Source organism: Chryseobacterium paludis (assembly GCF_025403485.1).
Classification (GTDB): domain Bacteria; phylum Bacteroidota; class Bacteroidia; order Flavobacteriales; family Weeksellaceae; genus Chryseobacterium; species Chryseobacterium paludis.
Map to the genome: position 1 here is coordinate 1,444,209 of NZ_CP099966.1, position 23,016 is coordinate 1,467,224.

General features: G+C 32.9%; 22 protein-coding genes. 2 read left to right on the forward strand and 20 right to left on the reverse strand.

The window, feature by feature from the left end; genetic code table 11:
* Position 1 precedes the first annotated feature (1 nt).
* Both NG806_RS06290 and NG806_RS06295 read right to left on the reverse strand, forming a co-directional pair.
* Positions 2-442: a GPW/gp25 family protein gene (locus NG806_RS06290; protein WP_214824439.1), complete on the reverse strand. Its 441-nt coding sequence runs from the start codon at positions 440-442 to the stop codon at positions 2-4.
* 217 nt (positions 443-659) lie between these two features.
* On the reverse strand, positions 660-2,075 hold the full coding sequence (locus NG806_RS06295) for an APC family permease (protein ID WP_214824437.1): 1,416 nt from the start codon (positions 2,073-2,075) through the stop codon (positions 660-662).
* Positions 2,076-2,219: 144 nt separating this feature from the next.
* Here NG806_RS06295 and NG806_RS06300 point away from each other — a divergent pair, with 144 nt between their 5' ends.
* Complete coding sequence (locus tag NG806_RS06300) at positions 2,220-2,735, forward strand: DUF4920 domain-containing protein (RefSeq protein WP_261512391.1); 516 nt, start codon at positions 2,220-2,222, stop codon at positions 2,733-2,735.
* Positions 2,736-2,789: 54 nt separating this feature from the next.
* Here NG806_RS06300 and NG806_RS06305 read toward each other — a convergent pair whose 3' ends face one another.
* Positions 2,790-3,899, reverse strand: coding sequence for a M14 family zinc carboxypeptidase (locus NG806_RS06305; RefSeq protein ID WP_261512393.1), 1,110 nt, complete (start codon positions 3,897-3,899; stop codon positions 2,790-2,792).
* Positions 3,900-4,742: 843 nt separating this feature from the next.
* On the opposite strand from NG806_RS06305, the gene NG806_RS06310 reads away from it, so the two are divergent.
* Positions 4,743-5,282 carry a helix-turn-helix transcriptional regulator gene (locus NG806_RS06310; protein ID WP_261512394.1) on the forward strand — a complete coding sequence of 180 codons (540 nt, stop codon included), beginning with the start codon at positions 4,743-4,745 and terminating at the stop codon, positions 5,280-5,282.
* Positions 5,283-5,464: 182 nt separating this feature from the next.
* Here the strand turns inward: NG806_RS06310 and NG806_RS06315 are convergent, their stop codons facing one another.
* The 17 genes from NG806_RS06315 to NG806_RS06395 all read right to left on the reverse strand — a co-directional run bounded on the left by NG806_RS06315 (position 5,465) and on the right by NG806_RS06395 (position 22,991).
* A complete protein-coding gene (locus NG806_RS06315; protein ID WP_261512395.1) occupies positions 5,465-6,637 on the reverse strand; it encodes a proline dehydrogenase family protein in 1,173 nt (390 codons plus the stop codon).
* Positions 6,638-6,701: 64 nt separating this feature from the next.
* Positions 6,702-7,631 carry a UbiA family prenyltransferase gene (locus tag NG806_RS06320; protein ID WP_214824427.1) on the reverse strand — a complete coding sequence of 310 codons (930 nt, stop codon included), beginning with the start codon at positions 7,629-7,631 and terminating at the stop codon, positions 6,702-6,704.
* Positions 7,632-7,642: 11 nt separating this feature from the next.
* Positions 7,643-8,569, reverse strand: a complete 927-nt coding sequence (locus tag NG806_RS06325; RefSeq protein ID WP_261512396.1) for a mevalonate kinase family protein — start codon at positions 8,567-8,569, stop codon at positions 7,643-7,645.
* Positions 8,570-8,755: 186 nt separating this feature from the next.
* A complete protein-coding gene (locus tag NG806_RS06330; protein WP_261512397.1) occupies positions 8,756-10,921 on the reverse strand; it encodes a T9SS type A sorting domain-containing protein in 2,166 nt (721 codons plus the stop codon).
* Between the two features lie 223 nt (positions 10,922-11,144).
* Positions 11,145-12,635 (reverse strand): MFS transporter, encoded by a 1,491-nt coding sequence (locus NG806_RS06335; RefSeq protein WP_214824419.1) that lies wholly within the window; start codon positions 12,633-12,635, stop codon positions 11,145-11,147.
* Positions 12,636-12,826: 191 nt separating this feature from the next.
* On the reverse strand, positions 12,827-13,459 hold the full coding sequence (locus NG806_RS06340; protein WP_390882581.1) for a nitroreductase family protein: 633 nt from the start codon (positions 13,457-13,459) through the stop codon (positions 12,827-12,829).
* 16 nt (positions 13,460-13,475) lie between these two features.
* Positions 13,476-14,330 (reverse strand): SDR family oxidoreductase, encoded by an 855-nt coding sequence (locus NG806_RS06345; protein ID WP_261512399.1) that lies wholly within the window; start codon positions 14,328-14,330, stop codon positions 13,476-13,478.
* Positions 14,331-14,433: 103 nt separating this feature from the next.
* Entirely contained in the window at positions 14,434-15,012 is a 579-nt protein-coding gene (locus NG806_RS06350; RefSeq protein WP_261512400.1) for a Crp/Fnr family transcriptional regulator, read from the reverse strand.
* A gap of 190 nt (positions 15,013-15,202) precedes the next feature.
* Positions 15,203-16,381, reverse strand: a complete 1,179-nt coding sequence (locus tag NG806_RS06355) for an acetyl-CoA C-acyltransferase (RefSeq protein WP_214824399.1) — start codon at positions 16,379-16,381, stop codon at positions 15,203-15,205.
* Between the two features lie 70 nt (positions 16,382-16,451).
* A complete protein-coding gene (locus tag NG806_RS06360) occupies positions 16,452-16,799 on the reverse strand; it encodes a hypothetical protein (RefSeq protein WP_214824396.1) in 348 nt (115 codons plus the stop codon).
* 58 nt (positions 16,800-16,857) lie between these two features.
* Positions 16,858-17,253: a hypothetical protein gene (locus NG806_RS06365; RefSeq protein WP_261512401.1), complete on the reverse strand. Its 396-nt coding sequence runs from the start codon at positions 17,251-17,253 to the stop codon at positions 16,858-16,860.
* Positions 17,254-17,401: 148 nt separating this feature from the next.
* Positions 17,402-18,496: a hypothetical protein gene (locus tag NG806_RS06370; RefSeq protein ID WP_261512402.1), complete on the reverse strand. Its 1,095-nt coding sequence runs from the start codon at positions 18,494-18,496 to the stop codon at positions 17,402-17,404.
* 82 nt (positions 18,497-18,578) lie between these two features.
* Complete coding sequence (locus NG806_RS06375) at positions 18,579-19,295, reverse strand: hypothetical protein (RefSeq protein WP_261512403.1); 717 nt, start codon at positions 19,293-19,295, stop codon at positions 18,579-18,581.
* Entirely contained in the window at positions 19,261-19,815 is a 555-nt protein-coding gene (locus NG806_RS06380; RefSeq protein WP_214824384.1) for an RNA polymerase sigma factor, read from the reverse strand. The genes NG806_RS06375 and NG806_RS06380 overlap by 35 nt, the downstream gene beginning before the upstream one ends.
* Before the next feature lie 116 nt (positions 19,816-19,931).
* Entirely contained in the window at positions 19,932-21,314 is a 1,383-nt protein-coding gene (locus NG806_RS06385; protein ID WP_214824381.1) for a nucleoside permease, read from the reverse strand.
* Positions 21,315-21,336: 22 nt separating this feature from the next.
* Positions 21,337-21,936, reverse strand: a complete 600-nt coding sequence (locus tag NG806_RS06390) for a bifunctional nuclease family protein (protein WP_214824378.1) — start codon at positions 21,934-21,936, stop codon at positions 21,337-21,339.
* 107 nt (positions 21,937-22,043) lie between these two features.
* The gene (locus NG806_RS06395; RefSeq protein WP_261512404.1) at positions 22,044-22,991 is read right to left on the reverse strand and encodes an electron transfer flavoprotein subunit alpha/FixB family protein; all 948 of its coding nucleotides are present in this window, start codon (positions 22,989-22,991) and stop codon (positions 22,044-22,046) included.
* Positions 22,992-23,016: the final 25 nt, after the last annotated feature.

The window sequence follows — 23,016 nt, forward strand, 5'->3', positions numbered from 1 at the left end:
TTTAATCAATAGACATCGGGCTCAGAAATAATTCTGTAGAAAAACTGAATCGGTCACCTGTCGCCTCCATTTTGGCATTAATGGCGATTCGTACTTTTTTCTTTATCTCTGTATGTTCCTTGGTGTCATAATTATGTTCTACGATTTGCACATGAGCGTCAACTTGTGGCTGAACAATTCTTGGTTCGTATTCCTGTATCTGTCTTTTTAGACTCTTAATAAAAATATTCTCCCAAACAGCACTTGTAACTCCGTTATCGAATTCAAGATTCCATACATCATTTCCGTAATTTTCATCATATCTATTTTCTCCTTTTTTAGTTGTTATCAACAACATAATGTTATGGGCGATACTCTCCCCCATGTCGCAGGTATCTATACTTCCTCCTTCGGACATTAATGTTGACGGAACAAAAGGCATTCTGTAATTTGGTGTGTCCATATATCAACTTTTCTTGCTTTTTCTTTATTTTTTCATTCGCATAAAACAAAATACCAATTTAAACATTTTTCAATAAATAATATATGATACAGAAATAAAAATATTCCTTAAAATTTACGGCTTTCAAACCTGTTTGAAAGCCGTAAATGAAGTTATTTCGAAATGAATATTGAATATTTTAAAGCAAAAGGAATTACCATATTCCCTGGTTAGCAAGTTATTTGCTATCTCTTTTATTTCTGTTAATAAAGTAGTAAACCGGAAGTCCGAGTAAAACCATTACAAAACCTGGCCATGTATACTGTTGTTTATAGATCAGTAATAAAATACAGAAACCAGCTCCTATCAACAGATAAATGATAGGTGTAATCGGGTATAACCATGTTTTATAAGGCCTCTCAAGGTTAGGCTGTTTAAACCTTAGGTAAATCACTCCAAAAACTGTTATCATGTAAAATAAAACAATAACAAAAGAGATCATATCCAGTAAATTTCCATATTGTCCACTCAGACACAATATGGAAGCCCAGATTCCCTGCATCCAAAGTGCATTTCCGGGAACCTCATTTTTATTATTTTTTTCTGCTGATTGAAAAAACATTCCGTCCTTAGCCATCGTTTGAAAAACCCTTGCTCCAGCTAAGATTAATCCGTTATTACATCCGAAAGTAGAAATCATTACCAGTAAAGCAATAATAACCGTTCCCGCACTTCCAAATATATTGTGTGAAGCTGCAACAGCTACCCTGTCATTTGCTGCAAAAGCAATTGAATCCCGATCGAGAGCATTTAAATAAACATAATTTACTGCTATATAAAGAATCATTACAGCAGAAGTTCCGAAAATCATTGACTTCACAACATTCTTCTTTGGGTTTTCAATTTCACCTGATACAAAGGTGACACTTTCCCAAGCCACAGAACTGAAAACAGAACCAACCATCGCTGCTGCTATACCTCCTAGCAAAGTCATTCCTCCAATAGGCTCCCAGCCTTGTTTAAGAAAATTTCCACTCAGATCCTTTTTAAGATTACTGAAAGCGTCATAACCAGAGCTGAAGTTTTCGGAAAGATGAGAAACATCTATCAAAATAAAACCTGCGGCAATTAGTCCCAACAGAGCAACAATTTTAGATCCTGTAAAAATATTCTGTAATATCTTACCACTCTCTACACCTCTAGTGTTGATATAAGTAAGCAGAACAATAATAGCAATTGCTAATATCTGAATCCATGTAATTTTAAATTCTCCACTTTGAAAAATAGCTTCTGCATCATTAAGAGCTGGAATCAGGTAAGCAGTAAATTTACCAAAAGCCATTGCTACAGCAGCAATAGTACCCGTCTGGATTACCGTAAAAAGTCCCCATCCATACAAGAAACCCATCCTCTTACCGAAGATCTCTTTAAGATAGGTATACTGTCCTCCTGCCTTAGGAAATAATGCAGAAAGTTCCCCATAGCTAATTGCCGCAGCTACCGTCATTATTCCTGTGATAACCCATACAATGATCAGCCAGTAACCAGAACCCAGATTCCGCATCATGTCTGCACTTACAATAAAGATTCCACTTCCGATCATTGAACCCATTACTAACATAATGGCATCCCAAAGTTTTAATTTTTTATGCATAAATTATTTAGAATTCCCAAATATAAACAAATATGCACTTGATTTTGAATTTTGTGTAAAATTTAGTGATACGCCTATTTTTTATCAAGTATATCACACTTATTAATTCAATTTTTATTGTTATTTTTGAAAAAAATATTAAAAATGAAATTCAAAGCCATACTATTTGCTGTAGCGATCAGTGCTTCTACTGTAGCTTTTGCACAAGAAACAGTACAAAAGAAATTTTCTCCACCGGCAGGAAATGCTATTGTAGGTGATACCTACGGAGCTGGCGTTGGTTCATCTGTTGAATCAAAGGCTATCAGCGTTGAAAAATTAGGTAAGAAACTTAAGAAAGAAAATAAAAAGGTTGAAAATGTAGCGATTAAAGGAAAAGTAACCGATGTTTGTGAGAAAAAAGGATGTTGGTTAACAATCCAGACAGAAGATAATTCTCAATTTTTCGTAAAAATGAAAGATTATGCATTCTTTGTTCCTACCGCTTTAAAAGGGAAAAACGTAGTTTTAGAGGGTGACGCTGAAAGAAAGATAATTTCTATTGACGAGCAGAAACACTATGCAGAGGACGCTAAAAAACCACAATCAGAGATTGATGCGATCACTACACCGAAAGAAGAGATCAGATTTGTAGCAAATGGAATTAAGGTGGTAAATTAATCCAAATTAAAAGAGTATCTATAAAACAAAAGCGGAACCAATTGTTCCGCTTTTTTAATCTTCAATAGTAAAATCTACTTTCTCATCCAGTTTTGGATATTTAGTAGAGCAAACAAATTTCTTTCCTGTACAGTCTATTTCCAACCATCCTTTTCTTTTTTTAACATCTCCCACTTCCATTACAAAAGGTATAAAAGACAGATCATCCTTTTCCTCCTCCTTTACTTCTCGATATTGTACTGCTATATCCAGGACACAATGATGATCCGTATTGAGCTTTACATTTCTATAAACAATATCATAATGGCTTTCTTTATTTTCAGGGATATCTAAATAGGTCTCCCAACCAGTAATACCAGAGTTTAGCTCAGTGATTGCTTTTAAAGCATAGTATAATGCTATTGTATAATATTTTCTGGTTCCCTTTCTGGTGTAATCATCTATAAAATGTCCTCCTTCAAATAGAATAGTAGGCATTCCGGCTTTTATGAAATTATCCCCCGTAGATGTAGGATAAAACTCATCTGAGTATCTTCCGATCTGATTAGGGATCAACTCCTGTAGATGATTATAAATATTTGCAATCACTGCCATGCATTTCTTTCGATTATCTGTAACCGTCCGTTCTTCATTTTCAGATGGAGCTAAAAATGAAAGTGTAGCGGGATGAATTCCATCTGTTGTAAAGATGGTTCTCTGCTCATGAAGATTCAGTGCATAATCATATCTATTTTGAGAAACAATATTCTTAAGGAGCTTAATCTCTTTACTGGCTTCATTATGGAAATCCCGATTGAGATCAATATCTACGGCATTTAATCTGGTCCATTTTTCAGAACCATCAGGATTTAGCATAAAGATAAAATCCAGTTTAATCCTGCTAAAGAGTTCCTGCTTCATAAAGTGATCTTTATCCAAGCTAACTAATAAATCTAACATGGCATGAGTAGCGTTTGATTCATTTCCATGCATTTGTGACCAAGCCAGAACATTAATATCTCCTGTTCCAATGCTTAGTTTAAAAATAGGTTTATCTAAATAAGATTTTCCAATCTCCTGAATATAATCGCTGAGATTCGTCTGTAAGTAAGAAAATAATTTTTCAGGGGAAATATAGCGATTAGGAAATGTAGGGTTTTGAAGGTAGAGCTGTTCAAAGTTCATCTGACTAATAATTTACATGAGTCAAAAATAACCATTTTTAGGTGAAAAATGAAATTAACATTTGTAATATAGTTAAACGATGTAAATTGCCATTATGTCTGTGGATAAAATTGTGGATTACATATAATTAAATGTAATATATTTAAATATTTAAAAGTCAGTTATTTATGAGATTTATCTATATTATACAATTAACTTTACTTTAAGTGAATAATATTCTGATTATCAACAATTGAGTGTAATTCTTTTAAACAAGAAAAAGTGTGGAAAACATTGCATTTATCTATCGTATACAAATGTAAATTGTGGATTATTTTTTAATTTCAACTCCATTTTTCGTCAAATTTAATCTGAGTTTAATTAGGTAAATAAGCTTTAAAGAAAGTCTATAATACCAAATAACGTATATTAAAAATAAATGTTAAAATTGAATTATAGAGGGTGTTTATGCCCCAAAATGTATCATATCACAAGCATTGCGATAGTCATTTATCTATATAATCAGATTATTAGCTTATCTCTCACTCTTTAGCTATAACAAAGCGTATAAATACAACCATAATAGCTTATACCAGGAGATTTAATAGAAATATTTACATAGAATTTTATCAATAACTCATTTACCTCATCCATTACTTTAAGTTATTTATCAAAAAACAGATTTTGAGGATAAATTGTTGAATAAAAATCAATGATTAATTTTATCAACATTATAAATAGTTGTTTATCAGACGAATATGTAGTTTACTTTTGTATACTTGATAACTTTGTAATTGTTTACATTTGTATTTTGCATTTGTAAATCTTATCTTTACATTTGTAAAATGATTAAAAGCTTATTTTATGAGTTTAAATGAAAGAATTTCCAAAGTTATAGAGTACTCCAAACTTACACCTTCAGAGTTCGCTGATGAAATTGATGTACAACGTTCTTCTATTTCTCATATCACTTCGGGAAGGAATAAACCTTCCTTAGAGTTTATCATAAAAATAAAGTCTCACTTCCCCGAGATCCTTTGGGACTGGTTAGTAAATGGTGACGGTGAGATGTTGAAGTCTGCTCTACCTGAAACTTCTGAACAGATAGCAGAAGAAACAGATGAAGACAAATTAAAGCCAACCTCACTTCCGGATCTATTTACTATGATGAATAATGATGAAGATTTTGGAATTGAAGAAACAGAAGTAATCCCTCAAAAACAAGCTATCCGAGAATCTCCTATATCATACAAGATCCAATCTCATGAAAAAATAATCGATTCTCAGCGATTAGAAAAACCTAATGACGAAATGATCAACCAAGTAATTGAAAATCAGAGTCATAAAATAAAAAGAATTGTTTTGTTTTATGAAAATGGAAAATTCGAAAGTTTTGAGCCATAAAAACCTTATTAAAATAAGAATATCTTAAAAAGGAAAATCCTAGTCTTTTAAATTTAAGACAATATATAAAATATAAAGAATTTATAAGATTGATGAAGAATTTTATGATGAAAATAGAATAAAATAAGCCTCACAAATTGTGAGGCTTATTTATTTATATACAGAATAGAATATTACTATTATTATCTGTTATTTTTTCTTCTATCTAATTCTTTCTTTAAAAGTCCCAATTCTCTTCCTGTCTGCCCGGCTACAGAAGTATTTTCCTGAGCTCTTCTTGTAAGATATGGAACAACATCTTTTACAGGCCCATAAGGAAGATATTTAGCCACATTATAGCCTTTATCTGATAATGAGAATGTAATATTATCACTCATCCCATAAAGCTGTCCAAAATAAACATGTGGATTTCCAGTTTCAAGAGATTTTGCTTTCATTTTATCCATTACCAGTTCAGAAGAGATCTCATTATGGGTTCCAAAGAATGCAGACACCTTATCCAAATGATTCATTACGAAATCAATTCCTGCATTGTAATTCTGATCAGTAGCTTCTTTATTCGGCTGAATTGGATCAGCATATCCTTTTTGTTCAGCTCTTGCTCTTTCTTTTTCCATATATGCACCACGAACTATTTTGTAGCCAATAAAATAATTCTTTTCTCTGGCTCTTTGCAAATGCTCTTCCATATATTCCAGTCTTCCGGTTCTGTACATCTGAATAGTATTCCAAACAATAGGCTTCTCCTGATTGTACTTTTCCATCATTTCTTCACAAAGATGGTCTGCTGCATCCTGCATCCATGTTTCTTCAGCATCTACCATTACTTTTTTATCATTTTCATGGCAAAGCTTACAAACCTCATCAAATCTTTTTACAACTCTTTCCCATTCTTCTTTTTGACTCGTAGTCAATTCAGCATTCTTGCCAACAGCTTCGTAGAGATCAATTCTACCAAAAGCCGTAGGTTTAAAAACAATAAATGGAATTGCTGGATTTCCCACTGAAAATCTTACAATATCTTTAATTTCTTTACATACTGCATCAAAGGTCTCTTCATCTTCTTTCCCTTCAATAGAATAATCGAAAATACTTCCGACTCCTCGCTTGAAAAGTTGCTTTACAACTTTCATACTTTCTTCGCGTGTTTCACCACCACAGAACTGTTCGAATAAGGTATTCTTCACAATTCCTGTAACGAACGGAAAATTATTATGAACTGTAAAATTAAGAATAGAAGTTCCAACACTTGTCAAAGCTGGTTGTTCAATCATTTTAAACATCCAATAAGCTTTTCTTAATTGGGCATCTGTTTTGTCTGCAAATGCAACTTTAGTATCGTTAAAAATGGGCATTCCTTTTTATTAAATTTAATTTGGCAAAGGTAATAATAACCTTAGTCTTTTTAAAGAATATTTTCTATAATTTACTTTCGATTCCATTTAAAAGCATGGCAATGATTCCTACAAAAACCCAAAGCCTTAATATATTTAAGGTAATGAATTTACTTTTCCTTGAGTAATTCAACAATAAATAGATGCATACAATCATGATAAACATCCCTCCGGTAAAATAATAGGCCATAAATCCGGAAATTCCCGTTTTTACAATAAGCTTCATGGACACAGCCATTGTGATCACAAGTAGAGAAATGATAATGATCTTTGTCTTTTTATTGTCGAAAAAATTGGGAATTGTAGTATATCCAAATGCTTTATCCACACTTTTCGTTAAGGTATCTTTTACAATATCAATACACAAAAGAATGAGAAAAAGAAAGATAGCCATTAAAAGAACTTTTTTCGAAAAAGTTTCATAATACACCATCATTCCAAAGAAAGGATAGAGTGTAAGACTTACAAAAGTAAGGTTATTGAGTATTAGGATACGACTTAATTTATGGCTGTAAAACCACATAAAAAACTGATAGATCAGAAAAAATATAAAGACATTATGTGAAATAAACCATGCCACTCCCAAGGATATAACACTTAATACCAAATAGGCATAGAGAAAATATTTCTGAGCAATAAAGCTCTGTAATCTCGTCCGGAAAGGTTTTACGATATGATCTTTTTCAAAATCATAGAATTGGTTGATAATACCGCCAGCAAGAATTGTTAAAACAGTACAGAAGATAATTCCGTGAACTTTAAAATCAAATACAAAATTCCTGAAACTTTCTTCTTGATTAAATAAAAAAAAGGTAGATACATAAAGGGCAAAAGTAAGCAAACCTGCTACAAAGAACCTGGCACCCAAAAGAAAGCCCACGAATTGTGAGAATCTATAAAATAAAGATTTGGATATAAAATTTTGTGATTGGAAAGTTTCTTTTTCAGAATTCATTCCCAACCTATTTAGAATCTGTAAATTACTTCTTTGCTAAAACCATCAAGCATTTTTTCAGCTTTTTCATAGTCTTTTGTGAAGCCTAAAATATAACCTCCACCTCCGCTTCCACAGAGTTTAAGATAGTATGCATTAGAGTCCAATCCTTTTTTCCAGATATTAAAAATACTTTCAGGAATCATTGGACGGAAATGTTCATAAGCCCAATGTGAAAGCTTTTTTAAATTTCTAAAGAAAGGGTTCATATCTTTTTTTAGGAAAGACTCAATACAAGCATTATTATAACGTATAAATTCTTCTTTCAAAGTTTTACGGAAACCTTCGGTTTTCATTTTTTCAAAGAAAATCTGAATCATTGGTCCTGTTTCACCGCTCATTCCAGAATCAATAAGGAAGATGGCTCCTTTTCCTTTCTCGCCATCAGGAATAGAAACTCTATCAAGGTTTTCTTTATTTTCAATAAGAATAGGTAAATTCATATAACAGATCAAAGGATCCATACCTGAGCTTTTACCATGGAAATAACTTTCCATTTCACCAAAAACGGCTTTTAATTTTTTAAGATTATCTTTAGAAATGCTTTCAGGATTCAGTTTATTCAATGAATATCTTTCAAAAACTGCTGCTACTAAAGCTCCGGAACTTCCAACCCCATATCCCTGTGGAATATTAGAATCAAAGAAAAGTCCTTTTGAAATATCTTTTTTAAAGTCTTCAATATTAAGCTTGAAATCATCAGAAAGGTTTAACTCACCAAGAAAATTAGCATATTTCTGCAGATGTTGATTTGATTTTGACTCAAATTCAGAATTCAAATCAGAAAATTTTAGAGCTCCTTTGTAAAAGCTATAAGGTACGACAAGACCCTGAGAGTCTTCTATCATCCCATATTCTCCAAACAGAATTATTTTTGCGTAAAATAGAGGGTTCGTCATCTTGACAATAAATCTTTTTGCAAATTTATAATTATTCTGCTGAATATAAGCAAAATCCAGGCCGAATTACAATTTTTTTTTGAATAATAAGGACTCAACGGTTATAATCCAACTAACTTTAAAACGATTAGGAATTAATAGAAAAAAGCCTGAGATAATCAGGCTTTTTAAATAAGGTATATATTTTTATTGTTTTATTAATTTCTTAGTAACCGTTTGTTTCTCCGTTTCTACCGAAACTACATAATTTCCGGTTTGAATTGAAGAGAGATTGACTTCAAGTTTATTGCCTTTTAATGAAGAAGAAGATAATACTAATCTTCCTGCTTCATCATACATTTTATATGATTTCAGGTTTTCTTTAGAAGAAATGACGATTAAATTTTTTGCGGGATTCGGATAGATACTGACAGTGTTATCTTTAGTACCAACCTCTTCTATTCCTAAAACTGCACATGAAAAATTAGCTTTCCATCCATTTTCAGTAACTCCAGGGTCTGATTCAAATTTTACCGTAATCGCTCCTGTTGAATGGGTAGAAGTAAACGATCCAGGTAGGGTATTTCCAGTTAAAGTCCCGTTAGTAAATAATGGTGAAGCAGTGGATGGTCCGTTATAAATATACAAATAATCATAATCTTGTTCAAGCGCAAGCTCAGTAAAATTCAGTGTAAGTGCTGAACCTGCATTAGGATAAAATGTCTTAACGATGGTTTCATTGTTTCCGTAAGCAGCAGTTGCCCCTCCGGTGTCTGTAAACAAGGCACCACCACACCAATTGGCATCTGTTAAAAATACTTGCGACCTCTGATAAGCATTGGATCCGGAACAACTTGAACCTACAAACAGCTTATAATAAGTTGCGGGTTGAAGATTAGTTAAATTAAGGTTTTGAGTAGTTGTATTTCCAGAGGTAACAAGAGTTCCATCCATTGTTGTCAATTTATATTTCCAGGATGTAGAAGTAGCATCTGTAATGGTAGCACTTGCTGTATTGGTTGTAACATTAGAAATATTCATTGCTGTAACTGTAAGATTACAGGCGGTTGTACAATTGGTACCAAGACAAGGTTTAGAATCTACTGTATTTCTAATTAATGCTGCAGGCTGAGGACCAAATCCATTACTAAAACTAATTCCTACTCCAGAAACTAGATGGCAGTAACTCATGATCGTTCCTTTAACTGTAGTCGCTGGAATAGGTCCTGTGCAGCCTTCACTATAACCAGCTTGTGCCCCACATCCGTCGATCGGAGTTCCATTTCCATTCCATGCGCATGCATGAGTATGTGGTGACCCTAAGCTATGCCCCATTTCATGAGTCATTGCCTGAATAGTCCATGAATATATAGGTACATTTGAATATGTTTGAGAGATTCCAGAATAAGCATATTTATTTCCTGTACAAAGCGAATTCAGAAAAGCTATACTTGTTGTTGCTGGTGCATTAACAAGGTGAGCCAGATCACCATTAAAAGTGGGTCTGTTTGTTTTGAAACTGTTTAAATTACCACTTGGAGTTCCTGTATATGGATCTACAGTTGTCCAGATAAATATTTCATTTAAGGCTACTCTTACATCATCATTGCTATAAAGAGTAGCTATATTATTGTGAACCGCAGTAAGCCAGTTAGTCACGGTAGTCGTGTTTGAACCATTATTCTGATAAGGTGCAAAACAAACTTCATAATAAATTCTAACACAATTTTCTGTTACCGCTTTTTTACTAGTATTAGGATCAAAAGCTATTTTTTGAGTTTGATTTTCTTTTAATTCATCTACTCCACAAACAAATGGATTAGCTCCAGTTAGTTTCGATTCAGAGTAACTGACAAAATCTTCAGAGTTTTTCACTTTTCCTACAACAACATTTCCAAGATCTGAAGTAGAAGCTACTCCTACTACATCATTATCAAAGAAACTAAAAGCGACCACAGAGCTATTATCTCCTTTAATAATACCTCGGTAATAAACCCCAGGAGTATACTGTACAATCTCCCCTTTATTAGTGGTTACTTTAAAATTATCTGTAAAAATCTGACTTTTATATAATTCTATGGTTATTTTTTTGTCTCCCTCAAAAGGAAATGACATTTCAAGAAATTCGGGCTTATCTTTTACAAGTTTTTTTAGCTCAACAGAATTAATAGACATTGCTGTAATATCCGTTGCAGCTCTTTTGTATTCAGCCATTTTTGATGAAGCTTTGTTGACTTCAAACAAATCATATTTCACAAAACTTTTACTTTGATTATGATATTCTGTTATTTTTTGAGCAATGGGTCTTAAATTTTGAGAAAAACTTAAGATAAAGCACATTGAAATACCAAGAAGTAGAATTTTCTTTATCATTATTATTAATTTATTAATGCAAATAAACAAAAAAATTCCACATTAAGTGATTAATAATCATAATTTATCTTAATTTACTAATTAATGAACAACTAAAAGAGAATTAAATTAAAATAATTCATTAAAAAACATACTTTATTTGATATTAACCACAAAACATCAAGATTAAAATAAAAAAAGACGTTAAAATAACGTCTTTTTCATTTTGTATATATACTATTTTTTACAAAGTATCTCGTTCTTTCAACGTATTTACTTTTAGGAATCGAATCAATATTAGCCCAACACCAAAGAATAATGTCATAGAAAGCGCTGCAATACGCATATTATTAAAGTGCTCTATTAATGTCGCAAAAATAAATGTTCCTATAATGATCGCTATTTTTTCTAACACATCATAAAAACTGAAGAAAGTTGTATTTTCCATGGAATCTTCCGGTAATAGTTTTGAATAGGTAGATCTTGACATTGCCTGGAGTCCACCCATAACTAAACCAACTACTGCAGCAACCCCATAGAACTGATATTCTACTGTAGGATTTTCTTTATTTAAGAAATATGCCCATAAACAAGCTACGATCCATAAAACAATAGCAATAGAGATTACATTTTTATTACCTATTTTTCTTGATAATCTCGAGAAAATAACAGCACCTATAATAGCTTCAATCTGAATCACTAAAAGTGTTCCTATAAGCTTATCCTGTGCCAGATTGATTTCACTTTTCCCAAACAATGTTGCCATTAAAAAGATCGTTTGCATTCCTACACTGTAGAAAAAGAAACTCGATAAGAAAAACTTAAGGTTTTTATCTTTAAACAGTTCATTCCCAACTTTAAAAAGCTCATGAAAACTTTCTTTGGCAATATCTTTATAAAAACTCATATTATCCTTTAAAACCTCAAAGAAACCTCCTTGCTCTTCATGTTTTTTAAATATGTTCTTATAGTTCAATAATACCAAATCTTTAGGAAGATTGTCTTTTACATTACCAAACTGTGGCAAATGCTTAAATGTATATTGAGAGAATCCAAACCACCATGCCCCTGTTAAAAGAAAGCTTATTCTTGTAAATAGCAATTGCTGAGCTGCTCCTTTTGCAAAGACCTGAATCAAAACCAAACAAATCACCACCAGAACTACAGATCCTATATACCCATAAACATAGCCTTTTGCTGAAAGTGCATCCTGTTTATCCCGAGTCGCAATATCTGGTAAAAATGAGTTATAAAATACCAAACTCCCCCAGAATCCCACACTCGCCGTAATACTGAAGAGTAGCCCTAAAAAAACATTATGCATTCCTGTAAACATAGCCAATCCCATACAAGAAGTAGCACCTAAATAACAGAAAAACTGTAAAAATGATTTCTTATTTCCAATTGTATCTGCTAAAGAAGATAAAAATGGAGAAAGTAAAACCACAATGAAAAAAGAGATTGTCAATGAATAGCCATATACAGCATCCGGTTGATATTCTTTTCCAAAGACTTTTATTAAATGCCTTACAGGGACATCAATCCATTGTTTGGTTTCTACTACATATTCCTTCTTTTCATACGCGGTAGTAAGAATAGAATAGTAAATAGGAAAAATAGTAGAAGTAATAACCAGGGAGTATACAGAGTTGGCCCAGTCATAAACGGCCCAAGCCTTCATAATCTTCGGGTTATTCTTTATATTTTTTGGTTGTTGATTCTCTGTTTCAGACATTTCAAATATATTAGATGCACAAAAATAGAAAAACCGCTGAATATTCAACGGTTTTTTTTATTAATTAGATTATTGTGAAAGATTATAAATTATTAAACAGCTTTTTATATTTATAATTTCTGCTGGCTCTATCTTACAAAACCTCATATAAAGACTAAAAGACATTGCTAGAATATTTTTAACAAAATTTATTAATTTACTTTCTTTACAAATTCATCCAAGGGTTTCCGCACTTTTTTTAATGGCAGGTTCCAGTCGTTTGTTTCATCTCTATAACCTAATGCAAGAAGCATAGAGCTACGCAATCCTTTCTCACGTAAATCTAAAACCTCATCTAACATTACAGGATCGAATCCCTCCATTGGCGAAGCATCAATTTTGTTTAAAGCAGCGGTTGCAAGTGCAAGTCCCAAAGCAATATTAGCCTGTTTTGCTGCATGATGAAAGTTTTCTTCTTTAGACATTTTGCCAAAAAATTGTTTAGCAAAATTTCGTTGCCTACCCGAAATTGTAGTATCTGCATTTCGTATTAGGTTTAAATGATCAAATACCTTATCTATTCTTTCCGGTGTATAATTATCCCAGGCTGCAAATACCAATACATGAGATGCCTCCACAATTTGTGGTTGATTCATCGTAATCGGCAAAAGTTTTTCTTTCCATAATTTATCGGAAATAATAAAGATTTCGTAAGGTTGTAATCCAATACCTGATGGTGCCAGATGAGCAGCTTTAATGATTGCATCGAGAATATCATGTGGAATGGACTCTCCTGTCATTCTTTTTGTTGCATACCTCCATTCTAAGGCTTTTATAATATCCATTTCTCTTTACTAAATATTAACTGTACTTTTCTACCCATTTTGCTTTAAGCTCGGCTCTCGCATTGATAAATTCTATATCTGTTCCTTGGGCTATAGCATCCAGAGGATAACGTAAAGGACGTGTTCCTTTCTCCATATTAATAAGGTTTAATACGCCATCTGCAATGACTTGGGGATCCATATTGAATTCAGCCATTTTACCAAATAATCCAGCTCCGATATTGTTAAACATTTCTGTAGCAACAGGATCATATTCCTTGGTAATTTCTGGCTTATCAGCTTGTACTCCTGCTTTACTCCCGGAATTCATTTCTGTTGGATACACTCCTGGCTGGATGGTTACATTTTCTATATTGAATTGAGATAGCTCATCCTGAATAGCTTCTGTAATTGCTTCAACACTAAATTTAGAGGCAAGGTAAGGTCCCATAAAAGGCATTGCATGTCCACTAGCTCCGGAAGTAATATTAATAATAAGCCCTGACTTCACCTTCCGCATGCCTGGTAAAACAGCTTGATAGGTACGAATAACACCATAGAAATTGACTTCAAAAAACTTTTTAATCTGATCGATAGAATATGCCTCTACCAATCCAAAACCTGCCAGACCCGCATTGTTCACCAGTACATCTATTTTTCCATGTTTAGCCAGTGTATTTTCAAAAGCTTCTTTTACTGATGCATCATTAGTAACATCTATATCTACCACATCTACATTTGGAAGTGCCGAAAGTTCTGTAGCTACTGCTTCATTTTTGTCTTTTGTTCCACGCATCCCTGCAATAACAGTATGCCCTGCTTGTGACAATGTAATTGTCATTAATTTTCCGAATCCGGTACTTGTCCCTGTAATGAAAATTGTTTTGCTCATATCTTTTAAATTTTTTATTTAATATTGAGGCAAAATTAGTATCAGAAACCGTCGTGATCCATTGATATTTAAAGGAAAAAACCATTGACAATTATCAATGGTTTTACTTTTTTGTTGATTGTGTTCGTATGCGACTAAGCGTTTCAGGTGAAACACCCAGATATGAGGCAATCATGTGCTGAGGAATTCGATTCACTATTAATGGATTCTTTTGAATAAAATCCTGGTATTTTTCTTCTGCAGATAAACTTATATTTGCGTGTATTCTTTTTTGTGAAACCAGGAAACTTCTTTGTAGAATTTCATTAACCAGGTTATTTAATTGTGGTATTTTCTGACATATACTTATAAAATCATCTTTCGTAATAAGGATAATTTCTGAATTTTCCAATGCAACGATATTAAACTCTGAGGGGTTTCCAGATGTTAAGCTTTCCCGATCACCTGTCCAATAGTTTTCTGCCGAAAAATTCATGATATGTTCCTGACCTTTGGAATCTACAGAAAAAGTCTTCACCAATCCACCTGAAACAAAAGCATTATATTTCCACACGTCACCTTCCTGGAGTAAATACTGGCGCTTTTGGAGTCTTTTTAATATCGCTACACTTTTTATTAACTCAATCTCGTGCTCAGAGAGAGTGATTTTTTCTTTTAAATAATTTATAAAATAATCAAGCATTGGATAATGATAAATGATAATTTAAAGGTAGTTATTTAATGCTAAACTTAGTTTTACAATCTATTGATTTAAGCTTTACCACAAAGTTAAATAAAGGCTTTCATAATCAGCGTATCTATTCATGTATCTACAATAAAAAAGTTGGAGCTATCTGCTCCAACTTTTTGCATTCTAAATCCTATTTGAAGGATTACATATTTTCAATAACAATGGCAGAAGCACCACCACCTCCATTACAGATCGCAGCAGCACCATATTTAGCATTGTTTTGTTTTAACACGTTAATTAAAGTAACTATAATTCTTGAACCAGAACTTCCCAGTGGATGTCCTAAAGCGACAGCACCACCATTTACATTTACTTTAGCAGCATCCAATCCTAAGATCTTATTATTTGCCAAACCAACTACAGAGAAAGCCTCATTAAATTCAAAGAAATCAATATCACTAATTTCTAAACCAGCTTTTTTAAGAGCGATAGGTAGAGCTTTAGCAGGTGCTGTTGTGAAATTTTCAGGCTCCTGAGCCGCATCAGCATAAGATACTATTCTTGCTAAAGGTTTAAGACCTAATTCTTCCATTTTTTCTTTAGAAACAAGGATTAACGCAGAAGCTCCATCATTTAAAGTAGATGCATTAGCTGCTGTTACTGTTCCGCCCTCTTTTTTAAATACTGTTGGAAGTGTTGGAAGTCTGTCAAAATTAACAGCCTTATATTCTTCATCTTCAGCAAAAATTACAGGCTCTCCTTTTCTCTGAGGGATCTCAACAGATACTACCTCATCATTGAATTTCCCTTCACCCCATGCCTTAGCTGATCTTTTATAAGATTCAATAGCAAATTGATCCTGATCTTCTCTAGAAAAAGAATAGTCAGTTGCACATTTTTCTGCACAAACTCCCATATGAACTTTATTATAAACGTCTGTAAGACCATCTAAAACCATTCCGTCCTGCATTTTTACATCACCTAGTTTTGTTGCAAGTCTAGCATTATAATAATGTGGAACTGAAGACATATTTTCCATTCCTCCGGCAACGATTACATCTACATCACCTGCTTTAATTGCCTGTGCTGCCATAGTTACTGCTTTCATTCCTGAAGCACAAACTTTATTTACTGTAGTAGAAGGAGTTTCAATAGAAAGTCCTGCTCCTAATGCTACCTGACGAGCAGGTGCCTGTCCTTCTCCTGCCTGTAAAACGTTCCCCATGTAAATTTCCTGAACCATTTTAGGATCAAGACCAATCTTGTCTAATGCTCCTTTTACAGCAACAGTCCCCAACTTAGTAGCCGGAACAGTTGATAAACTTCCCATAAAACTACCCATTGGTGTTCTTACTGCGGAAACGATGAATACTTCTTTCATGTGTATGATATATTTTTTTTATTGATATATTTAACCTTACGGTTTCATTTTACTAATAATTTGTTATACTTTAGTTAATATCTTCTACTTTACTAAGTATAAATTCTGAGGTCTTATTATTATATTCTGAGGTTAATTTCAGAAAATTGCGATCTGTTTCTATGATTCTATTAACCATCACTTCACCTAATTTTACAGGATAATTTTCATCGGATTTTCCAATTATCGTAACTTTATAACTACAATTATCAACAAAATCCAGGCGTGACCTCACATAATCTTTACCATCATTATAATATTCTGTCTGGATATTATCCTGAACAGTCATTACCCATTTATCAATAGGCATATCAACACGTAGAAATTTTCCGGCCTTTATGATTTGACAATTAGTTGGGTTATCAGATGTTAAGAACATATTTTGTTGAGACTTCAATTTAGAAAATCCCATACAAAAAAATACAATTAATAAAGTGTTAAGATGTTTCATATTTCTGTTGCGTTTTTTTAATTAGCAATAAAAAAGCTCCCAAAAACTCAACGATCCAACCCCATTTTAGCTTTACTACACCTGCAAAGGTTTCCCGCCAGGATTTAAAGGGTAAAAAACTGAAATAATCCAAAGATTGAAGCTTAACAGCAATCAAGGTAAAAATGAATAATAGGATTAACAAAACTCCAAAAATCTGTGCTATTTTTGGTTTATTATTAACTACTCCAAAAAGCGCGCATGCTGTAAGGATCCAGCAGGCAACAGCTAAATAATGATCTAATTTCCAGTAATTCCAATTTCCTATAATGGGAACGTGAACCAGTGGTAAAAAGCTCCCTACTATTATCAGTAGTACTCCTATTAACTGAATATTTTTCATATTTCTTAAAGTGCCAAAATACAAAAAAAAACACACTTTAAATCAGTGTGTTTTAAAAACAAATTTTTCAAATTTAAACATTGACGGCTATAAAAAATCTAATGAAAAACTAATAATTTAATAAGAAAAAATAAGTTTCTTTGTTTAATTAAAAATTGATATTGGCAATCTCAATTCCGATTTGCAATCCATATTTATTCCTTAGCTTAGCATCATTGTTGAAAGCCGGAGTAAAATCTTTTTGTATAAATATGTTGATACCCTCATAGCTGACTCCAAATTTTCCACCAAAAATAAAGTTATTAACGCCATGCATTGCTCTTTCTCTTTCCACAATTCTTTTGGTATTCTCCGTTGAAAATCTGTTATATATAACACTTCCAACTTTCACACCTCCATAAATACCTGCTATAATGCTGAATTGTTTTTTCCTGTTATCAAGATATTTTACACCATCATATTCTATATATTTAGGATTTAAAACAAATTTAAAATCAACAGGAACAAAAAGATAAGAATTGGTAAGATAGGTATCTTTTAAATTTCCCCGTGTAAAATCCTCTGTGAACAAAGTCTTGCTATCCTGTGCAAACGCCTTACCATATTTTGGAACAAATCTATCCATCCTTACTCCAAGTCCTACTCTATAAAAAACAGAACTTGTAAAACCTCCAATCTGATCTTCATATCTTAATGTATAACTTGAAGAATTGATAACCGTATTTTTCACATCAGAATCCTTATCATAAAGTTTAAACGGTTTATCCTTTGTGGTAAGCATGGCACCCGTTAAGCTTATTGAAAACTCCAATGTATGTAGATAGTCCTTAGGTGTCTTTTTATTTTTGTTGAGCTTTACCCTAATACCATTGAATCCGAACTGCATTTCATTTTTATCTCTATTTAAAGTATCCGGTTTCTGTAAAACCGAGTTTTTCACCATTTCTTTTGTTGCATTTTCCAGCTCGGACTGCTGTGCATCTACTTTTTCATTGATAATCTGTTCATACTTTGAAGCTATGTCTGTTCTCATTTTCTTCTTTTCATCAGATGTAATTTTATTTTCTTTAAAACTTTTATCAATAACATCCAATTCTGTATTCATATTTGATTTTTCAGAAACTACAATGCTGTCGATTTTTTTAGAATAAATCTTTATCTGGGATTCCATTTGTGGGCTTTCCTGCGCAAAATTGTAAGAAAAAGCCATTACGGCAGCCAATAGAGTAATTTTATTTTTCATAGTTTAAATGTTATTTTTGAGACCATATTTTACCTCTGCTCCATTTTCAGAACAGTATATTTTGTATTAAAAAGTTTAAAGATTATTTGGTACCAGAAGAATCGGAAAACACGGTCAGTCCGAGGATTTTAAAAGAATTAGGGCCTTTAATTTTAATTTTATCCATATCTACCACTCCCATTTTTTTATGTTCATTATGATTCTCTTCACGGGTTTTATCAAATTCTCTTCCTAGCAGTAATTCATCAGCATTGATATAATTTGCTTTTTTCTTTTGAGCAATTACAATTGGCTTTTCAACAATCTGATCGTGGGCTTTCTCCTTCACAGTAGGGATATTGACGAGGGTTTCTGTATTTTTTTCTTCTTTAGCTTTAACTAAAATCGGATTATAAGATTTAAACTCTTCTGGATAAGTTTTAATTATGGCTTTTTCAGATTTAATTTCAGCTGCATTTCTTTTATCTGAAATCGCTACGTTTTTATGCTTTACTTCTTCAGCTTCTAAGCGATTAAATTTATCATCCTCTTTTTCTACTGTTGAAGTTTTGTCAGGCTTATCAGATTTTGTAACTAATACAGTATTTTCAACTTGTTTTGAATCAAAATAAAAATATATTCCACAAGAAATCAAAAGCAATACGACAGCAGCGTATTTCCACCATTGAACAGATTGTTTTAAGGGCAAATCAGAGGTTTCTCCCATTCCATGATCTATTCTATCCCAAAGATCACGAGACGGCTTTATTTCTCTGCTTTCGTAATCAGATCTTAATTGTCTCAGTGTTTCTTTTTTCATTTTCTTTTGTTTTAAAAAATTCAACAAGCCATTTTTTAGCTTTATTCAGCTGACTCTTGCTTGTTCCTTCGGAGATATTAAGAATTTCAGCTATTTCCTGATGTTTTTTCTCTTCAAAAACATATAGATTAAAAATTATCCTATATCCTGCCGGCATCTTAGAGAATACTTCTTCAAGATTAATTTCCTCTAGTTGTTCTTCAAAGTTTTCATCAGAAAAATCATCTGCAACATCAATGTCTACATAAAGTATATTTTTAGACTTCCGTACAAAACTTATAGAGTCATTAACTACAATTTTTCTCAACCAAAAAGGAAAGCTTTTATAATCTCTGCACTCATTTAATTTTGTGAAACACTTTAGAAATGCATTTAATAATACATCTTCTGCATCATGAATATTATTAGTATATGAATTTGCAATAGCCAACATTCTACACGAGAAAGCTTCATAAAGAGCCTTCTGAGCTCTCCGATCTTGTTTTTTAGCAAGTATAAAGTTTTCCTCTAAGTTCTTCATGTATGAGTTTCTATCTATAAGACGATGGAAATGATAAAAGGTTGCCTCAAAAATAAAAAAAATGCACTTTATTTTTAAAGTGCATTTTAATATATTGATAATTAACTTAATAAAATTTAGTGATTTACATTAGCTACCTCTTTAGGATCATGCTTATGTTTAAATAAGAGAGCAAAAAGTATGGCAAGTACCAAGGCATATGCTGCAAAAGATAGCCAGATCTGATGCCAGTCTTTTACCAAAACAATTGAAGATAAAGTTCCGTCATTATTTACCGCAGCATTAAAAGAATTTTTAAGAATCTCTAAAAACGTAGGGTTATCCGGTGTTGTTTCTAGGTAAGATGATAAATCGGAAACATTAGTAAATCTATGTGTAAAGAATTTATCAATAGCCCAACCTGCCATATAGCTTCCAAAAACAGCTCCAAAACCATTGGTCATCATCATAAACAAACCCTGTGCAGAAGAACGGATCTTTTTATCAGTTGTAGTTTCTACAAAAAGGGAACCTGAGATATTAAAGAAATCAAAAGCCATCCCGTAAACAATACAAGAAAGCACAATTAAAGCCAAGCCATATCCATCGGGAATTCCGTAAGCAAAAAATCCAAATCTTAAAACCCATGCAAACATTGACATCAACATTACTTTTTTAATTCCGAACTTTTTCAAAAAGAAAGGGATAGCAAGTATAAATAAAGTTTCAGAAACCTGAGAAATGGACATAATAATTGTTGATCGCTGTACTACAAAAGAATTTGCATATTTTGGAAAATGTGCAAATTCACTTAGGAAAACATCTCCATAAGCATTAGTCAACTGTAATGCAGCCCCTAAAAGCATGGAAAACAAGAAAAATAATGCCATTTTATAGTTTCCGAAAAGCTTGAATGCATTTAAACCAAGCTGTTCTGATAAAGGTGCACTTTTATCAATCAATTTCTGTGGTGGACATTTTGGTAGGGTAAGTGCATAGATTCCAAGTAAAATTGCAACAACTCCACCAATATAAAACTGTCCTTCTGTTGCTTTATTTCCTGTAAGATTTGTAATCCACATTGCTACAATAAACCCAATTGTCCCCCAAACACGAATGGGAGGAAAATCTTTTACAACATCCAAATTACTATTCTTTAGTATCGTGTAAGAAATAGAGTTCGCAAGTGCAATTGTTGGCATATAAAAACACATGGCAGCAAGCATTACGTAAAAGAACGAATTAGGATCTCCTGTATGTGGTAAGATAAATAGAACAATCCCATAAAGAATTTGTAGAGCCGAAAAAATTCGCTCCGCATTTACCCAGCGGTCTGCAATAATTCCGGTGATGGTAGGCATAAAGATAGAAGCTATCCCCATTGTTCCGAAAACAGCTCCAAACTGTGTCCCGTCCCAATGTTTTGTACCGAACCAAAAATTAGCCATCGTAATCAGCCATGCTCCCCAAACAAAAAACTGCAGAAAGCTGAGGATGGTAAGTCGTAATTTTAAATTCATAGTTTAGTTATAAATATCTCTTTTAATCAATTTTCTTTTTCCTTCTTTTGATTTCTTCCTGAATTTCTAAGGCAGTATCATAATCTTCTTCTTTTACTGCATCTTCTAATAATTTTTGAAGTTCTTCCATTGAAAGAGATTTTAAATTATCCTCAGACTGAACGGTTTCAGAGAATGATTGTTCTTCTTTCGAAACATCTTCTAATTCCAAAAGAATTCCTGCTTCATTTAAAACTTGTTGGGTGGTGAAAATTGGTGCGTCAAAACGTACCGCCATAGCAACAGCATCAGAAGTTCGGGCATCTAAGATAAGCTCTTCTTCTGTTACTTTGTTTTTAAAGTTAATATTAGAAAAGAAAACTCCATCTACAATCTGATAAATAATGACTGAGACCAATTCGTAATTCGCCGAAACTATAAATTTTGTAAATAAATCGTGTGTAAGAGGACGTGGTGGATGAATATCTTTCTCCAGACCGAGAGAAATGGATTGTGCTTCGAAATTTCCTATAACAACAGGTAATTTTATATGTGTTTCTTCATGTTCCAATAACAAAGCGTACGCCCCTGATTGGGTCTGGCTGTACGATATTCCTCGAATAATTAGCTGTTTATAATCCATAACTACAAAGATAAATTAATTTTTTATTGTAGGTTTTACTTTTTAGACAAAAATAAAAGCTCGGAGTGCCCGAACTTTTATTTTTTTTATTTATTATAAGCTAAATTTTATCCTTTGATTGCTTTAATCTTTTCAGTTAATGCAGGAATAATCTGGAAAGCATCACCTACTACTCCATAGTCAGCAGACTTAAAAAACGGAGCTTCAGGATCACTGTTAATGACTACGATAGTTTTAGAAGAATTCACTCCAGCTAAATGCTGAATTGCTCCAGAAATACCTACAGCAATATAAAGATTTGGAGAGATCGCTTTACCTGTTTGTCCTACGTGTTCTGTGTGAGGTCTCCAACCTATATCAGAAACAGGCTTAGAACAAGCTGTAGCAGCGCCTAAAACATTTGCTAAATCTTCAATCATCCCCCAGTTTTCAGGACCTTTCATCCCTCTACCTGCAGAAACCACTACTTCAGCTTCTTTAAGATCCAGTTTTCCAGAACTCTGTTCATGAGAAACTACTTTAGTATCTTCATTGGCTACAGATAAATTTTTCACTTCTTCAGAACCGGAAGCTGCATTTTCCTTAACCCCGAAAGCATTTTGAGAAACCGTAACGATCACTCCTGTACCTTCAGCTTTAGCATGCATAAATCCTTTTCCTGAGAAAGCTCTTCTTTTCACCTGGAATGGCGAAAGACTTTCTGGCGCTTCCAGAACGTTAGTAATTAAAGAATAATTCTTCATTATAGCTAACATTGGTGCTACAGAAGAAGCATCTGTAGTATGCGGGAAAATGATAATATTTCCATCAGCTACTTCACTTACTGCCTGAGCAAAAGCTTTTGCTGAAAAACTTTTAAGACCTTCGTCTTTAATATTGATAACATTTGATGCTCCATATTTATATAATAAATCTGAAGAATCAGTAGGGTTTACAGAAATCGCTGTAACGGTATCTCCAGCCTGATCTGCAACAGCTTTAGCATAAGAAACTGCCTCGAAAGCTGCTTTTTTGTAAACTCCATTTATATTTTCTGCGTATACGAATACTGCCATTTTTTTAAAATTTAAAGATTAAAAA

Excerpts from the sequence above, each read along its gene's own strand:
- NG806_RS06305 (WP_261512393.1), bottom strand. The coding sequence starts at position 3,899 with ATGAACTTTGAACAGCTCTACCTTCAAAACCCTACATTTCCTAATCGC.
- NG806_RS06335 (WP_214824419.1), bottom strand. The coding sequence starts at position 12,635 with ATGTCTGAAACAGAGAATCAACAACCAAAAAATATAAAGAATAACCCG.
- NG806_RS06320 (WP_214824427.1), bottom strand. The coding sequence starts at position 7,631 with ATGAATTCTGAAAAAGAAACTTTCCAATCACAAAATTTTATATCCAAA.
- NG806_RS06295 (WP_214824437.1), bottom strand. The coding sequence starts at position 2,075 with ATGCATAAAAAATTAAAACTTTGGGATGCCATTATGTTAGTAATGGGT.
- NG806_RS06310 (WP_261512394.1), top strand. The coding sequence starts at position 4,743 with ATGAGTTTAAATGAAAGAATTTCCAAAGTTATAGAGTACTCCAAACTT.
- NG806_RS06300 (WP_261512391.1), top strand. The coding sequence starts at position 2,220 with ATGAAATTCAAAGCCATACTATTTGCTGTAGCGATCAGTGCTTCTACT.
- NG806_RS06390 (WP_214824378.1), bottom strand. The coding sequence starts at position 21,936 with ATGGATTATAAACAGCTAATTATTCGAGGAATATCGTACAGCCAGACC.
- NG806_RS06355 (WP_214824399.1), bottom strand. The coding sequence starts at position 16,381 with ATGAAAGAAGTATTCATCGTTTCCGCAGTAAGAACACCAATGGGTAGT.
- NG806_RS06395 (WP_261512404.1), bottom strand. The coding sequence starts at position 22,991 with ATGGCAGTATTCGTATACGCAGAAAATATAAATGGAGTTTACAAAAAA.
- NG806_RS06340 (WP_390882581.1), bottom strand. The coding sequence starts at position 13,459 with ATGGATATTATAAAAGCCTTAGAATGGAGGTATGCAACAAAAAGAATG.
- NG806_RS06290 (WP_214824439.1), bottom strand. The coding sequence starts at position 442 with ATGGACACACCAAATTACAGAATGCCTTTTGTTCCGTCAACATTAATG.
- NG806_RS06325 (WP_261512396.1), bottom strand. The coding sequence starts at position 8,569 with ATGACGAACCCTCTATTTTACGCAAAAATAATTCTGTTTGGAGAATAT.
- NG806_RS06380 (WP_214824384.1), bottom strand. The coding sequence starts at position 19,815 with ATGAAGAACTTAGAGGAAAACTTTATACTTGCTAAAAAACAAGATCGG.
- NG806_RS06345 (WP_261512399.1), bottom strand. The coding sequence starts at position 14,330 with ATGAGCAAAACAATTTTCATTACAGGGACAAGTACCGGATTCGGAAAA.
- NG806_RS06315 (WP_261512395.1), bottom strand. The coding sequence starts at position 6,637 with ATGCCCATTTTTAACGATACTAAAGTTGCATTTGCAGACAAAACAGAT.
- NG806_RS06370 (WP_261512402.1), bottom strand. The coding sequence starts at position 18,496 with ATGAAAAATAAAATTACTCTATTGGCTGCCGTAATGGCTTTTTCTTAC.
- NG806_RS06365 (WP_261512401.1), bottom strand. The coding sequence starts at position 17,253 with ATGAAAAATATTCAGTTAATAGGAGTACTACTGATAATAGTAGGGAGC.
- NG806_RS06375 (WP_261512403.1), bottom strand. The coding sequence starts at position 19,295 with ATGAAAAAAGAAACACTGAGACAATTAAGATCTGATTACGAAAGCAGA.
- NG806_RS06360 (WP_214824396.1), bottom strand. The coding sequence starts at position 16,799 with ATGTTCTTAACATCTGATAACCCAACTAATTGTCAAATCATAAAGGCC.
- NG806_RS06350 (WP_261512400.1), bottom strand. The coding sequence starts at position 15,012 with ATGCTTGATTATTTTATAAATTATTTAAAAGAAAAAATCACTCTCTCT.
- NG806_RS06385 (WP_214824381.1), bottom strand. The coding sequence starts at position 21,314 with ATGAATTTAAAATTACGACTTACCATCCTCAGCTTTCTGCAGTTTTTT.
- NG806_RS06330 (WP_261512397.1), bottom strand. The coding sequence starts at position 10,921 with ATGATAAAGAAAATTCTACTTCTTGGTATTTCAATGTGCTTTATCTTA.